This is a genomic window from Streptomyces sp. NPDC048604, assembly GCF_043199435.1.
GTDB lineage: Bacteria > Actinomycetota > Actinomycetes > Streptomycetales > Streptomycetaceae > Streptomyces.
The window spans coordinates 505116-520379 of record NZ_JBICVX010000002.1 but is presented as its reverse complement, the minus strand read 5'-3'; the positions used below and the strand labels follow the sequence as shown (position 1 = coordinate 520379).

General features: G+C 72.7%; 11 protein-coding genes. 2 read left to right on the top strand and 9 right to left on the bottom strand.

Annotated elements, in window-relative coordinates; translation table 11 throughout:
- Positions 1-22 precede the first annotated feature (22 nt).
- The gene (gene dnaN, locus ACGFMM_RS06175; protein ID WP_393643599.1) at positions 23-1120 is read left to right on the top strand and encodes a DNA polymerase III subunit beta; all 1098 of its coding nucleotides are present in this window, start codon (positions 23-25) and stop codon (positions 1118-1120) included.
- 23 nt (positions 1121-1143) lie between these two features.
- Here dnaN and ACGFMM_RS06170 read toward each other — a convergent pair whose 3' ends face one another.
- The 8 genes from ACGFMM_RS06170 to ureA all read right to left on the bottom strand — a co-directional run bounded on the left by ACGFMM_RS06170 (position 1144) and on the right by ureA (position 12519).
- On the bottom strand, positions 1144-2496 hold the full coding sequence (locus tag ACGFMM_RS06170) for a hypothetical protein (protein WP_393643597.1): 1353 nt from the start codon (positions 2494-2496) through the stop codon (positions 1144-1146).
- 57 nt (positions 2497-2553) lie between these two features.
- Entirely contained in the window at positions 2554-4890 is a 2337-nt protein-coding gene (locus tag ACGFMM_RS06165; protein ID WP_393643595.1) for a glycoside hydrolase family 3 N-terminal domain-containing protein, read from the bottom strand.
- A 65-nt stretch (positions 4891-4955) separates the two neighbouring features.
- Entirely contained in the window at positions 4956-6572 is a 1617-nt protein-coding gene (cimA, locus tag ACGFMM_RS06160; RefSeq protein WP_393643593.1) for a citramalate synthase, read from the bottom strand.
- A gap of 283 nt (positions 6573-6855) precedes the next feature.
- Positions 6856-8187 (bottom strand): MFS transporter, encoded by a 1332-nt coding sequence (locus tag ACGFMM_RS06155; protein ID WP_393643591.1) that lies wholly within the window; start codon positions 8185-8187, stop codon positions 6856-6858.
- A 75-nt stretch (positions 8188-8262) separates the two neighbouring features.
- Positions 8263-8820 carry a TetR/AcrR family transcriptional regulator gene (locus tag ACGFMM_RS06150; RefSeq protein ID WP_393643767.1) on the bottom strand — a complete coding sequence of 186 codons (558 nt, stop codon included), beginning with the start codon at positions 8818-8820 and terminating at the stop codon, positions 8263-8265.
- Positions 8821-9087: 267 nt separating this feature from the next.
- The gene (locus ACGFMM_RS06145; RefSeq protein ID WP_393643589.1) at positions 9088-10107 is read right to left on the bottom strand and encodes an agmatine/peptidylarginine deiminase; all 1020 of its coding nucleotides are present in this window, start codon (positions 10105-10107) and stop codon (positions 9088-9090) included.
- Between the two features lie 16 nt (positions 10108-10123).
- On the bottom strand, positions 10124-11806 hold the full coding sequence (locus ACGFMM_RS06140) for an urease subunit alpha (protein WP_393643588.1): 1683 nt from the start codon (positions 11804-11806) through the stop codon (positions 10124-10126).
- On the bottom strand, positions 11806-12519 hold the full coding sequence (gene ureA / locus ACGFMM_RS06135; protein WP_393643586.1) for an urease subunit gamma: 714 nt from the start codon (positions 12517-12519) through the stop codon (positions 11806-11808). Before ureA ends, ACGFMM_RS06140 begins: the two co-directional genes overlap by 1 nt.
- 168 nt (positions 12520-12687) lie before the next feature.
- Between ureA and ACGFMM_RS06130 the strand changes: the two genes are divergently transcribed.
- On the top strand, positions 12688-14118 hold the full coding sequence (locus ACGFMM_RS06130) for a cytosine permease (RefSeq protein WP_393643584.1): 1431 nt from the start codon (positions 12688-12690) through the stop codon (positions 14116-14118).
- Positions 14119-14121: 3 nt separating this feature from the next.
- On the opposite strand, the gene ACGFMM_RS06125 is transcribed toward ACGFMM_RS06130, so the two are convergent.
- Positions 14122-15219, bottom strand: a complete 1098-nt coding sequence (locus ACGFMM_RS06125; protein ID WP_393643582.1) for a branched-chain amino acid aminotransferase — start codon at positions 15217-15219, stop codon at positions 14122-14124.
- Positions 15220-15264: the final 45 nt, after the last annotated feature.

Genomic DNA, 15264 nt, shown 5'->3' with positions numbered 1-15264 from the left:
GGCGCCTGCCAGCATCGGGGGCATGGAACTCCGTATCGACAGCAGTGTGTTGACCGATGTCGTCGCCTGGGCCGCGCGCGTGCTGCCCGTGCGTCCGGCCGTTCCCGTGCTCGGGGGGCTGCTGCTGGAGGCCCAGGGGGACGCAGTGGTCGTCTCGGGGCTCGACCACGAGGCGGCCGCGCGGATCGGGGCCGCTGCCGACGTCGCCGTGCCGGGGCGGGCGCTGGTGCTCGGGCGGCGGCTGCTCGACATCTGCAACGTGCTGCCCAAGGGCCCGGTGGAGCTGGCCGTGGAGGGCAGCCGGCTCTCCGTGACCGGTGGCGACGTCCGGTTCGGGCTCTCGCTGCTGCCCCTGGACGACTACCCGGCGCAGCCCGCGCTGCCGGAGCAGCGCGGTGTCGTGGACGCGGACGCGTTCGCCGACGCCGTGGCGCAGGTGGCGGTGGCCGCCGGACGGGACGAGTCGCTGCCGGTGCTGACGGGGATACGGCTGGCGCTGGACGGCGACACCATGACCCTGGCCGCCACCGACCGGTACCGCTACGCGCTGCGGACCCTGGAGTGGAAGGCCGAGTCCCCGGCCACGGCGGACGTCGTCGCGCCCGCCCGGCGGCTCACCGAGATCGCCCGGTCCCTCGCCGGCGCCGGAGCCGTCCGGCTCTCGCTGGACGCGGGTTCGGCGGGGTTCGAGAGCGGTTCGATGCGGACGTCCACCCGGCTGCTCGACGGGCGGCTCCCCCGGCACGACAAGCTGTTCGACCTCGGCGAGCCGGTGACGGCCGTGACGGACCGCGGCGCGCTCCTGGAGGCCGTGAAGCGGGTCGCGGTGGTGGCCGACGGCGGCAGCCCGCTCCAGCTGGAGTTCACGGGCGACGCCGTCCGGCTGCGCGCGGGGTACGAGGACGACGTCGCCTTCCAGCGGCTGCCGGCCGTCCTCTCGTCCGGGGAGCCGGTGACCGTGGCGTTCAACCCCGGGTATCTCCTCGACGCCCTGGGCTCCTTCGACGTGCCCGAGATCAGGTTCCATCTCCTCGGGCCCGGTCAGCGCGCGCTGCTCACCGACCCGACGGGCACGGCCCACCGCCATCTGCTGATGTCCGTGAAGCCGCCGCTCGTCTAGCTCGTCCAGCTCGAAGCCGCCGGCTAGAAGCCGCCGCCCCCGCCGAAGTCGCCGCCGCCGAAGCCGCCGCCGAAGCCGCCGCCGTCGAAGCCTCCCCCGCCGCCGAAGTCGCCGGAGCTGAAGTCGGCGCCGGAGAAGTCACCGCCCTCGAACTCGTTGCCGCCGTACTCGCCGGCGTACGCGGGGGTGGCGAGCATCGAGCCGAGCAGGGTGCCCATCAGCAGGCCGGGCAGCAGGCCGCCGCCGAAGTAGCCGCCGGCCCAGGGGCCGTAGGCGGGGCCCGCCTCCCAGTACGGGCGGCGGCCGGTGGCGGTCTCGACCGTACGGGCCTCGGGGTCCTGGCCCGCGTCGAGACGGGCCGCGTCGGCGGAGCAGACCGGGACCTCCCGGGACGAGCCGCCTGCCGGGGACCAGGTGCGGTCCTCGGTGGAGGGGCCGTGCCGCGGGTCGAAGAAGCAGGGCGGCCGGCGTTCCGGCAGCGGCCGGCGCTCCCGCCGGGCCGCGAGCACGGCCAGCGCGAAGCGACCGTCCGCCACCTGCTCGGTCACCGGCCGCACGTCGTGCGGGTGCCGCGCCGAGCCCATCAGGGACTTCGCCTTGTCGTAGGCGTCGAGGGAGCGCTCGTAGTCGGCGCGCATCGCGTCGTCCGCGCCCTTCTCGGAGGGGTGGAAGTCCAGCCGTTCGAGCTCCTCGCCGAAGGCGGTGATGTCCTCGTCGACCACGACCCGGAGCTTCTCCAGGGCCTCCTGCTCCTCTTCCTCCTTGCGCTTCCGGTTGCGCCGCACGACCGCGTACGCGCCCGCGCCGCCGGCCACCACGACCGCTCCGAGGGTGATCAGGCCGCCGACCGGCACGCCGTCGGTGCCGGCGGAGGAGCCCCCGCTCCAGGAGGCGGGCGCGGAGCCGCCGACCACCGGCAGGGCCTGGTCGACGAAGTTGTTCAGCTGGGTGTTCGCGTCCACACCGGGGCCGGAGACGGAACTCACCAGGTTCTGCACCGCGTCCCGTGACATCACGGAGCGGTCCGCGCCCGCGTCGAACGCGTCGCCGAGCCGAATCCCGTACAGCCCGGTCACGCCGGTCTGGGTGCGCAGATCGCGCAGCAGGTTCTGCTCGGGGAACTCGGAGGTGTCGGGCAGCACGGCCACGAAGACCGGCTTGTCGGCGTTCTCGATCTTCTGCGCGAGCGCGTCCGCCTGGGCCTCGGTGAGCTGGTCGGACGCGTCCGGGTGGACGTAGACCGGGCCCTGTTTCAGGGCCGCGGCCGCGTCCTGGATGCCCGTGGCCCTGGCGCCCGCGGAGGGCGCCAGGAGCACGAGCAGCAGCAGGGCCAGCCCGGCGAGGGCCGCCAGTACGGGTATGCGGCTCGTCCTCATACCCCCGAGTTACCCCAAATGGAGCTGTTCAGACATTCCGGGCGGGGATCGGAGGGCTCAGCTCGCCGTCGCCCGCGTCGTCAGGCCCCAGTCGTACGGGAACTGCGGCTCGTACGGATGGCGGTCGGCGGTCAGCGGCAGCGCGCTGGTCGACTTCGGCCAGCTCAGCGGGAGCCGGCCGGTGAAGGCGCGGCGGCCGTACAGCACGTCCGCGACGCCGTCGCCCTCGCTGCCCGGCAGCCAGGAGGCGACCAGCGCGTCGATCCCCGCCAGCCGGTCGTCGACGAACTGCGGGCGGCCCGAGACGACCAGGACGGCGCACTTCATCGCCGCGCAGACCTTGTCCACGGCCTTCTTGTCCGCCGCCGACAGCTCCAGGTCGTGCCCGCCCACGCCGACGTCGCCGCGGCCCTCCGCGTACGGCGTCTCGCCGACGACGACCACGCCCACGTCGTGGCCGGCGGTCGGCGCCGCGGCCTTCTCCGAGTACGTGATCCGGGCGCTGGGGGCCGCCCTGCGCATGCCCTGCAGGATCGTGGTGCCCGGGATCGCCCGGCCCCTGGTGCCCTGCCAGCCGACGGTCCAGCCGCCCACCTGGTGGGACAGGTTGTCCGCGTTGGAGCCGGCGACGTACACCTGCTGCCCGGTGCGCAGCGGCAGCACGTTCCCGTCGTTCTTCAGCAGCACCTGCGACTTCGCGACCGCCTCGCGGGCCGCGGCGCGGTGCGCGGCGGAGCCGACGGAGGAGAGGTGCGCGGTGTCCGCGTACGGCTTCTCGAAGAGGCCGAGCCGGAACTTCTGCTCCAGGATCCGGCTCACCGCGTCGTCGATCCGCGACTGCGCGATCCGGCCCTTGGCGACCTCGTCGCGGACGATCCGGCCGAACTCCTTGTACGTCAGCGGCGCGGTGTTCATGTCGATGTCGGCGTTGACCGCGTTCCGCACGTCGGTGACCGCGTCGCCGTCCATCTGGTCGACGGCCTCCCAGTCGCTGACGACGATCCCGCGGAAGCCGAGGTCCCGCTTGAGCAGGCCGCCGATCATCTCCTGGTGCGCGTGCATCTTCACCGGCCCGCTGCGCTCGCCGGTGAGTTCCAGGGAGGAGAAGGAGACCATGACCGAGCCCGCGCCGTGGGCGATCGCCTCGCGGAACGGGGCGAGGTGGAGGTTCTCCAGCTCGCCGCGGTCGATGCGGGTGACGCCCTGGTCGATGACGTACGGCGGACGGCCGGAGCCGTACGCGGCACCGCCGTCGCCGACGAAGTGCTTGGCGGTGGCGAGGACCTTGTCGTTGCGGGCGAGGTCCCGGCCGTCCGCCGCGCCCTGGAGGCCGCGGACGGCGACCGACAGCTCCGAGACGAGGTCGGGGCTCTCGCCGAAGGACTCGTAGACGCGGCCCCAGCGCACGTCGCGCACCACGCAGACGCAGGGCGCGAAGTTCCAGGAGATGCCGGTGGCCCGGGCCTCCTTCGCGGTGATCGCGGCGAGCCGTTCGACGAGGGCGGCGTCGCGGGTCGCGCCGAGGCCGATGTTGTGCGGCATGACGGTGGCGCCCTTGACGAAGGCGTGGCCGTGCACGGCGTCGGCGGCGAGCATCAGCGGGATCTGCAGCCGGGTGGCGCGGGAGTACTTCTGGTAGCCGTCGGTGACCGCGCGCCAGCCGGCCGGGGTCTGCGCGGGCCTGTCGTCGGGCTCGCCCTCGTAGATGACGGAGCCGAGGGCCCGGTCGGCGATGTCCTGCGGGGCGGCGAGGGTGTTCCGGCCGGCCTGGGTCATCTGGCCGGCCTTCTCGGCGAGGGTCATCCGGCCCAGCAGGTCGGCGACCCGCTGCTTCACCGGCAGGCTCCGGTTCAGGTACGGCAGCCCGTGGGCGTTCACCACGACCTCGGGCTCGGCGGCGGGCCGGGCCGCGCCGGTGACGGCCAGCGCGAGGCGTACCGTCTCGGCCGTCTCGGCGGCGCCGTCGCGGAGGGTGCGGACGGGCACGGTCCGTACGGCGCCGGGGGCGCTGCCCGCCGGGAAGGTGACGCTGCCGGAGCCCGCCCGGTAGTCCCGGCCGGAGACCGCCGCGGCGGCGGCGACCGTGTGCCGGACCGGGGCGGCGGTGCGCCAGCGCACCGTCACCGGGCGCTTCAGCCGCCCGGCGGTCTTCAGGACGAGGCGGACCTGCGCGGTGCCGCCCTCGGCGACCGTGGTGACGGCGGGCGCGGTGACCCGTACCGGGGAGGCGGCGGCGCGGGCCCCGGTCGTGGCGGCCGTCGTGGTGGTCGTGGCGGTCAGACAGCCGGTGAGGACGGCGGCGACGGTCGCGCCGGCGGCCACGGTGCGCGCCCGCCCCGCGAGGGGGGTTCGTGGATCGGGCGATACCGCGCGGAACGTATGACTACTACCCATACCGCACATGCTGCGGTGTACCGGCCCCGGAGGGCCGGTACGACGCGCTGCGGGCCGCGGCCGGCCTACTCGGCGGGCTCGACTCCGGCCCGGAGGAGGCCGTAGGTGAACGCGTCCTCGAGCGCCTGCCAGGACGCGGCGATCACGTTCTCGCCGACGCCGACCGTGGCCCATTCGGCGTTGCCGTCGCTGGTGGTGACGAGCACGCGGGTGGTCGACTCGGTGCCGTGCCGGCCTTCCAGGATGCGGACCTTGTAGTCGATCAGCTCGAACTTGGCGAGCTGCGGGTAGATCCGCTCCAGGGCGACCCGCATCGCCCGGTCCAGGGCGTTGACCGGGCCGTTGCCCTCGGCGGTGGCGACGATCCGCTCGCCCTTGGCCCACAGCTTCACGGTGGCCTCGTTGGCGTGGGTGCCGTCGGGGCGGTCCTCGACGATGGCCCGCCAGGACTCGGTGCGGAAGTAGCGGCGGGCCCGGCCCTCGGCCTCGGCGCGCATCAGCAGCTCGAAGGACGCGTCGGCGGCCTCGTACGTGTAGCCCTTGAGCTCGCGCTCCTTGACCCGCTCGACGACCCGGGCGACCAGTTCGCGGTCGCCGCCGAGGTCCACGCCGAGCTCCTTGCCCTTGAGCTCGATGGAGGCCCGGCCGGCCATGTCGGAGACCAGCATCCGCATGGTGTTGCCGACGAGTTCGGGGTCGATGTGCTGGTACAGGTCCGGGTCGACCTTGATCGCGGAGGCGTGCAGCCCGGCCTTGTGGGCGAAGGCGGAGACGCCCACGTACGGCTGGTGGGTGGAGGGGGTCAGGTTGACGACCTCGGCGATGGCGTGCGAGATCCGGGTCATCTCGGCGAGCGCGCCCGCGGGCAGCACCTTCTTGCCGTACTTGAGCTCCAGCGCGGCGACCACCGGGAACAGGTTGGCGTTGCCGACCCGCTCGCCGTAGCCGTTGGCGGTGCACTGGACGTGCGTCGCGCCGGCGTCGACGGCGGCGAGGGTGTTGGCGACGGCGCAGCCGGTGTCGTCCTGGGCGTGGATGCCGAGCCGGGCGCCGGTGTCGGCGAGCACGGTGGCGACGACGGCCTGGATCTGGGCGGGCAGCATGCCGCCGTTGGTGTCGCACAGGACGACGACGTCGGCCCCGGCCTCGTGCGCGGCGCGGACGACGGCCTTGGCGTACTCGGGGTTGGCCTTGTAGCCGTCGAAGAAGTGCTCGCAGTCGACGAAGACCCGGCGGCCCTGGGCGCGCAGGTGGGCGACGGTGTCGCGGACCATCTCCAGGTTCTCGTCCAGCGTGGTGCGCAGCGCCAGCTCGACGTGCTTGTCGTGCGACTTGGCGACCAGGGTGATCACCGGGGCGCCGGACTCCAGGAGGGCGCGGACCTGCGGGTCCTCGGCGGCGCTGCCGCCGGCGCGGCGGGTGGCGCCGAAGGCCACGAGCTGGGCGTGCCGGAAGTCGATCTCCTGCCGGGCGCGGGCGAAGAACTCGGTGTCCCGCGGGTTGGCGCCGGGCCAGCCGCCCTCGATGAAGCCCACGCCGAAGTCGTCCAGGTGCCGGGCGATGGTCAGCTTGTCGGCGACGGTGAGGTTGATGCCTTCGCGCTGCGCGCCGTCGCGCAGCGTGGTGTCGAAGACGTGGAAGCTGTCGTCGACGCGTGAGGTCTCGTCGGTCTCCGTGCTCATGACTGTGTTGGCTCCTGTCGGATGTGGCTCCGGAACGTCTGGATCCACTTGCCCCCATTCTCACGCGTCGTCCGTTTCCGGCGGTGGTGGGGCCGGAAAACGAAAAAACCCCTCGCGGGTGCGAGAGGTCTGCGCGCGGGTCTGGGGCACGGTGTCCACCGGCCGCGGGGGTGGAGTCGCGGCTCAGCGGTCACTGCGGACCGGCGCGCTGCTGCCCATAATCATGGTGGTAGCAAGCACGCCGGCAGTCTGCCACACCCCCGCGGCCCTCGGGACCGCGATCTCACGATGCGGAATCGACCGCGGCCGGCTTCGGGGCCGGCGGCACGGAGGCGGTCGTGCCCACCCGCGCGAGGTCGATGTCGCGGGTCTCGCGCATCGTCAGGTAGACGACCAGCGAGACGGCGGCGCAGCCGGCGACGTACCAGTAGTAGCCGGATTCGACGCCGGCGTCCTTGAACCACAGGGCCACGTACTCGGCGGTGCCGCCGAACAGCGCGTTGGCGATGGCGTACGGCAGGGCCACGCCCAGCGCCCGGATGCCGGTCGGGAACAGTTCGGCCTTCACGCAGGCGTTGATCGAGGTGTAGCCGGTGACGACGACCAGGGCGAGCAGGGACAGGCCCAGGGCCGGCCAGAAGGAGCCGGCGTGCTTGAGCATCGTCATGATCGGCACGGTGAGGAAAGTCGAGCCGAGCGCGAAGGTGATCAGCAGCGGGCGGCGGCCGATGCGGTCCGACAGCCGGCCGGCGAGCGGCTGGAGGCAGGCGAAGACGATCAGCGCGCAGAACGAGACCAGGGTGGCGGTCTGCTTGGGCAGCCCGGCGGAGTTGGACAGGTACTTCGTGAGGTACGTGGTGTACGTGTAGTACGCGACGGTGCCGCCCATGGTCAGGGCGATGACGAGGAACGCCTCCCGCCTGTGCGCCCACAGGGCCTTCATCGTGCCCTTCTCGCCCTGCCCGACGCCGTCCTCGGCGGTCTCCTCGTAGACCTCGGTCTCCAGCATGTTGCGGCGCAGGTAGAAGACGACGGCCGCGCCGAGCGCGCCGATGACGAACGGGATGCGCCAGCCCCAACTGTGCAGCGCCTCGGCGGACATGGTGCGCTGGAGCACGATCTGCAGGCCGAGGCCGACGATCTGGCCGGCGGTCATCGACACGTACTGGAAGCTGGAGGCGAAGCCGCGGTGCCGCGGGGCGGAGGCCTCGGTGAGGTACGTGGCGCTGGCGGCGTACTCGCCGCCGACCGAAAGGCCCTGCAGCAGGCGGGCGATCAGCAGGACGGCCGCGCCGCCGTAGCCGGCGACGGCGTAGGTGGGCGCGATCGCGATCAGCACGGCGGAGGCCGACATCAGGGTGACCGTGAGGGTGAGCGCCGCCTTGCGGCCCTTGCGGTCGCCGACCCGGCCGAGCAGCCAGCCTCCGACGGGGCGCATGAAGAAGCCGACGGCGAAGATGCCGGCGGTGTTCATGAGCTTGGCGGTGTCATTGCCCTCGGGGAAGAAGGCCCCCGCGAAGTACGTGGCGAAGCTCGCGTACACGAACCAGTCGAACCATTCGACCATGTTGCCGGCCGAGCCGACCCAGATCTTCTTCCAGTGCTCTCGTCCCATGGACCGGAACCGTGCCGGAGACGACGGCGGGGCAACAAGGGTGTAGCGCGCAACGATCGGGAGTACTTGCGTGCGTTACGGTCGCGACGACACTTCCGGGAGCAGTTCGTCGGCGATGAACTCCCGTACGTGCTCCAGGACTTGCTCGCGACCGGTACCGGGGATCCCGACCGCCACGTGCACGCTGAACCCGTCCAGGAGCGCGCGCATCCGGGTGGCGAAGCGGTCCGGGTCGACGGCGCGGAACTCGCCGCGCGAGACGCCCTCGGCGAGCAGGGCGACGAGGTCGCGGTGCCAGGCGCCCTCGATGGCGGCCTGGCGGGCGCGGGCGTCGTCGTCGGCGTTCTGCGAGCGGTTCCAGACCTCGAGCCAGAGGGTCCAGTGCGGATCGCGGGGCCCGTCGGGCACATACACGTCGACATAGCCGTCGAGCCGCTCGCGGGCGGTGCCGGCCCGGGACAGCAGCGCTCCCCGCTCCGCGCCGAGGCGCCCCTCGCTCCACTCCAGGGTCTGCAGCAGCAGCTCGTCCTTGGTGCGGAAGTAGTAGAGCAGGTGCCCGCTGCTCATCCCGACCTCGCGCCCGAGCCCGGCCATGGTCAGGCCGTCGAGTCCCCGCTCGGCGATGGTGTCCATGGCGGCCGCGAGCACGTCCTCGCGCGGCGGGGCGGCCTGGTGGCGGCGGCGGGACGGAGGGGCGGGGTTGCTGCTCTGACTCACTCGTCTGTTCTACAGGATCCTCGGGCCACGGCCCCGTACGGCCGTCACCGGCCGTGGACGCCGAGGACGAACAGCATCGCGACGACAAAGCCCAGGACCATGCGCACGGCAAGGTGCCGGAACATGCCCGCGACCACGCTCACGTACCGCTCCATGCCTCCGCCCGCCCCTCTCCATACGCGGCTACGCAGCCGGCTGCTGCTGGGTGATGCAGTGGATGCCGCCGCCGCCCGCGAAGATCGGGCGGGCGTCGACCAGGGTCACCGTACGCTCGGGGAACAGGCGGCGGAAGATCTCCGCGGCGACCTCGTCGTTCGGGTCGTCGAAGGCGCACAGGACCACGCCTCCGTTGCAGAGGTAGTGGTTGATGTACGAGTAGTCGACCCAGTCGCCCTCCTCGTCCTTCAGCACGGTCGGGGCCGGCACCTCTATGACCTCCAGCGGGCGGCCCTTGGCGTCCGTCTGGGCGCGCAGGAGCTCCACGTACGTCTTGGAGCGGACGAAGTCCGGGTGCGCCGGGTCCTGCTGGCTGTGGACCAGGACGGTGCCGGGGCGGGCGAAGGCCGCGACGATGTCGACGTGGCCCTGGGTGCCGTACATGCCGTAGTCGCCGCTCAGGCCGTGCGGGAGCCAGATCGCCTTCGTCGTGCCGAGCTTGGCGTGGATCTCCGCCTCGACCTGCTCGCGGGTCCACTCCGGGTTGCGGCCGGCGCCGAGCTGGACGGTGTCGGTCAGCAGGACCGTGCCCTCGCCGTCGACGTGGATCGCGCCGCCCTCGTTGACCAGGGTGCTGCTCAGGATGGGGACGTCCGCCGTGTCCGCCACATGGCGGGCGATCTTCGAGTCGTGCTCCCAGCGGGCCCAGTCCTGCGCGCCCCAGCCGTTGAACACCCAGTCCACGGCGGCCAGTCGGCCCTGCTCGTCCTTGACGAAGGTGGGGCCGATGTCGCGCATCCAGGCGTCGTCGAGCTCGCGCTCGACCAGCTCGACGTCGTCGCCGAGCAGCGCGCGGGCGGAGTCGCCCTGGCCGGGGCCGTGCACCATCGTCACCGGTTCGTAGCGGCGCACCGCGCGGGCCACGGACGCCCAGGCGGCGCGGGCCGCGGCCAGCTCCTCGTCGTCGGTGAAGGTCGGGTTGGGGCCGGGCCAGGCCATCCAGGTGCGCTCGTGCGGGGTCCACTCGGCGGGCATGCGGTAGGTCATGGAGAGGTCCTAGGGATCAGAGGAAGTAGAGGCGGTTGAGGGAGATCGACTCGGCCGGCTCGGAGCGGATCGGGTCGCCGTCCAGGGAGACCAGGCCGGTGCGGCCGTCGACCTGGACGTCGCCGACGCGGGAGTTGAGGAGCAGGTCCGCCGGGCCGATGCCGCGGGTGCCGCGGACCGGCACGCGCCGGCGCCGGGTCGGCAGCCGGTCGGAGCCGAGGTCGACGGCGGCCCGGGCGACGAACGCCACGGAGATCTCGGCGGGGGTCGCGCCGTGCCCGCCGAACAGCGGCCCGAGGACGAGCGGCTGGCAGGTGTCGGTGGCCGCGTTCGGGTCGCCGGTGACGCCCCAGGCCGGGAAGCCGGACTTCAGCACCAGCTGCGGCTTGGCGCCGAAGTACTCCGGCCGCCACAGCACGAGGTCGGCCATCTTGCCGACCTCGATCGAGCCGACCTCGTGCGCGAGGCCGTGCGCGATCGCCGGGTTGATCGTGAGCTTGGCCATGTACCGCAACACCCGCGCGTTGTCGTCGTGCGCGCCGTCGCCGTCCAACGGGCCCAGCTCGGCCTTCATCTTCCCGGCCATGGCGAAGGTCCGGCGTACGGTCTCGCCGGCCCTTCCCATCCCCTGCGCGTCGGACGAGGTGATCCCGATCGCGCCCAGGTCGTGCAGGACGTCCTCCGCGCCCATCGTCCCGGCCCGGATCCGGTCGCGCGCCATCGCCGCGTCGCCCGGCAGGTCGGTCTTCAGGTCGTGGACGGAGACGATCATCCCGTAGTGCTCGGCGACCGCATCCCGCCCGAACGGCAGCGTGGGGTTGGTGGACGAGCCGATGACGTTCGGCACGCCGGCCATCTTCAGCACGTTCGGCACGTGACCGCCGCCGCAGCCCTCGATGTGGAAGGCGTGGATCGTCCGCCCTTCCAGGACCGCCAGTGTGTCCTCCACCGACAGGCACTCGTTCAGGCCGTCGCTGTGCAGCGCGACCTGAACGTCGTGCTCCTCGGCCACCCGCAGCGCCGTGTCCAGCGCACGGGTGTGCGCACCCATGTCCTCGTGCACCTTGAAACCCGACGCACCGCCCTCCGCCAACGCCTCCACCAGCGGCGCCGGGTCGGAGGACGAACCACGGCCGAGGAAGCCGATGTTGACCGGCCAGGCGTCGAAGGCGTTGAAGGCGTGCTTGAGCGCCCAGGGCGAGTTCACGCCGACGCCCCAGACCGGGCCGAACTCCTGGCCGATGACGGTGGTGACGCCGGAGGCCAGCGAGGCCTCCATGATCCGCGGCGAGAGCAGATGGACATGGGTGTCGATGGCGCCGGCGGTGGCGATCAGGCCCTCGCCGGAGACGATGGACGTGCCGGTGCCGACGACCACGTCGACGCCGTCGAGGGTGTCCGGGTTTCCGGCCCGCCCGATGGCGTGGATCCGGCCCTCGCGGATGCCGATGGACGTCTTGCGGATGCCCAGGACGGCATCGATCACCAGGACGTTGCTGATCACCACGTCGCAGGTCTCGCGGACGGCGGCGGCCTTCAGGTGCAGTCCGTCGCGGGCGGTCTTGCCGAAACCGGCGAGGAACTCGTCACCCGGCTTCTGGGAGTCCGACTCGACCCGGACGACGAGTCCGGAGTCTCCCAGGACGACGCGGTCGCCCTCGCGGGGGCCGTGCACGGAGGCGTACTCGTACGGGTCCATCAGCTCTCCTCCTTCGGGGACGCGCCCTCTGTGGCCTGCACGCCCAGGTAGCCGCAGGCCGCCGCGCGCCGCAGGGCCTCGTCCTTCGCTCCGGGGGCGTCCAGCGGGCCGTCGACCAGGCCGGCGAAGCCGATCGCGATCCGCTCGCCGCCGATCGGCACCAGGCCGACCTCGGCCTCGCCGCCCGGGTCGAAGCGGAACGAGGCGCCGGCGGGGATGCACAGGCGCATCCCGTACGCCGCGGCGCGGTCGAAGTCGAGGCGCGGGTTCGCCTCGAAGAAGTGGAAGTGCGAGGTGACGCTGACCGGGACGGCCGCGGTGTTGTGCACCCGGACCCGCACCACCGCGGCCGGCTCGGCGTGCGCCGGGGCCGGCAGCAGCGCGCCGGGGGCCTTGTCGCCGAGGTTGCCGCCGCCGATGGGAGCGGAGACGACGGCGAGCCGGGAGCCGTCGTCGAAGACGGCCTCGACATGCACCTCGGTCACGACGTCGGCGACGCCGGGCAGCACGTCGTCGGGGCCGAGCACGGACCGGGCCGCCTCGATCGCCTCGGCGAGTCGCTTGCCGTCGCGGGCCGCCTCGCAGACCGTGTCCGCGATGAGCGCGGTCGCCTCGGGGACATTGAGCCTGAGGCCCCGGGCCTTGCGGGCCCTGGCCAGTTCCGCGGCGCCGAAGAGCAGCAGCCGGTCGCGCTCCGTGGGGGTCAGTCGCACGTCTCCACACCTCCTGTTTGAGCGTCACTCTAAACCCTTCCCGCGTGTCAGCCAAGCATCGACAGGCCGTTTGGCGGCCGTGAACAGAGCGTGGACAGCCGTTGACAGCTACGGCGAAATGGCTCACATTGAGCGCCACTCTAATTTCCCGGCGAGCGGAGTCACCTCATGCCGATCGAACAGCGCGGAGTCGACACGATCCCCGAGGCGGAACGCACCAGCGGGCCGCGCGATCTCGTGGCGATCCTGCTGGGCTCCAACCTCTGCCTGGGCGTGATCGTCTTCGGCTGGCTCCCGGTCTCCTTCGGCCTCGGCTGGTGGGCCTCGGTGACGTCCGTGGTCACCGGCACGCTCGTCGGCGTGGCCGTGACCGCGCCGCTGGCGCTGGTCTCGCTGCGCACCGCGACCAACCTGTCCACCTCCAGCGGCGCGTTCTTCGGCGTGCGCGGCCGGCTCGTCGGCTCCGTCGTCGGCCTGCTGCTCGCGCTGGGGTACACGGCGCTGACGCTGTGGATCGGCGGCGACGTGATGGTCGGCGTCCTGACCCGGCTCACCGGACTGCCCACCGGCGGCGCCGCGCACACCGCCGTGTACACGGTGCTCGCCGCCTGCACGGTGGTCGCGGCGGTGTACGGCTACCGGCTGCTGCTGCGCCTCAGCAAGGGTCTCGCGGTCGGCATGACGCTGCTGCTCGCGCTCGGAGTCGCCGCGTACGCGGGCGACTTCAGCACCGCCGCCGTGCCCGAGACCCCGTATCTGCTCGGCTCGTTCTGGCCGACCTGGGTGCTTTCCGCGGTCGCCGCCGGACTGAGCGGCCCGATCGCCTTCATCACCCTGCTCGGCGACTACACCCGCTACATCTCCCCCCTGCGGCACCGCTCGACGACCGTGTGGCGGGCCACCTGCGCGGGCCTGCTGGTCGGGCTGCTGCTCCCTCAGCTCTTCGGCACGTACACCGCGCTGGCCGCACGCGGCGCGCTCGACTACGCCGGGCCGCTGGTCGCGGCCTCCCCCGCCTGGTACCTGGTGCCGCTGCTGACCGCGGCCACCGCGGGCTCGATCGGCAACGCGGGTCTGATGCTGTACTCGATGGGCCTCGACCTCGACGCGATCCTGCCGCGCGCCTCCCGGACCACGGCCACGCTGGTGGTCGCGGCGGTGGCCACCGGTTTCGTCTTCCTCGGCCACTTCGTCTGGGACGCCCAGTCGGTGATGACCTCGTTCGTGCTGCTGCTCACCGCGGTGGGCACACCGTGGGCCGTGATCACGCTGATCGGGCACGCCCGCTGCCGAGGCGCGTACGACGCGGAGGCGCTGCAGGTGTACAACCGCGGTACCCGGGGCGGGATCTACTGGTTCCGTGCCGGCTGGCATCCGCGCGCCACGTTCAGCTGGGCGGTGGGCGCTGCCGTCGGTCTGGCGGCGGTGTCGACCCCGGTGTACGAGGGCCCGCTGCTGGCGCTGACCGGCGGGATCGACTGCAGCTTCGTACTGTCGGGCGTGGTGGGCGGCGCGCTGTACACGGCGCTGACGCCGGGCGCCCGGAAGACGCAGACGCCCGGGACGGTGACCGTCCCGGGCGTCTCCGCGGAGGTCTGAGCCCTACTTGCCCAGCTCGTGCGTCCAGCCGTGGACGTCCTCGGCCTTGCCGGTCTGGATGGCCAGGAGCGACTCGCGCAGCTTCATCGTGACCTCGCCGGGCTCGCCGCCCGACTGCTGCCACTCGCCGCGGCCGGACTTGACCGTGCCGACCGGCGTGATGACGGCGGCGGTGCCGCAGGCGAAGACCTCGGTGAGGCTGCCGTCCGCGGTGTGGCCCTGCCAGTCGTCGATGGAGACCCGGCGCTCCTCGACCTCGTAGCCGAGGTCGGCGGCGAGGGTGAGCAGCGAGTCGCGGGTGATGCCCTCCAGGATGGAGCCGGTGAGGGTCGGGGTGACGATCTTGCCGGTGCCGCCGTACACGAAGTACAGGTTCATGCCGCCGAGTTCCTCGACCCACTTGTGCTCGACCGCGTCGAGATAGCAGACCTGGTCGCAGCCCTGCGCCGCCGCCTCGGCCTGCGCGAGCAGGGAGGCCGCGTAGTTGCCGCCGGTCTTGGCGTCGCCCATGCCGCCGGGGACGGCGCGGACGCGGTCCTCGGAGGCCCAGATGGAGACCGGCTTGACGCCGCCGGGGAAGTACGGGCCGGCCGGGGAGGCGATGACCACGAAGAGGTACTCGTTGGCCGGGCGGACGCCCAGGCCGACCTCGGTCCCGATCATGAAGGGCCGCAGGTAGAGCGAGGCCTCGCCGCCGTGCGCCGGGACCCACGCCTTGTCCTGCTGGACGAGCAGGTCGCAGGCCTCGATGAAGGTCTCGACGGGCAGCTCGGGCATGGCCAGACGGCGGGCGGAGGCCTGGAAGCGGCGGGCGTTGGCGTCCGGGCGGAAGGTGGCGACCGAGTCGTCGGGGCGGCGGTAGGCCTTCAGGCCCTCGAAGATCTCCTGGGCGTAGTGCAAGACGGTGGTCGCCGGGTCGAGGGCGAGCGGGCCGTACGGCACGAGCTGGCCGTCGTGCCAGCCACGGCCCTCGGTCCAGCGGATGGTCACCATGTGGTCGGTGAAGTGGCGGCCGAATCCGGGGTCCGCCAGGATCGCCTCGCGCTGCGCGGCGGACAGCGGGTTGGAGGAGGGCTTGAGCTCGATCGTGGGCGTCGTCATGAGTGCGTGTCCTTCACCGGTTTGTGTGTGTCGGACCGCGCTCAC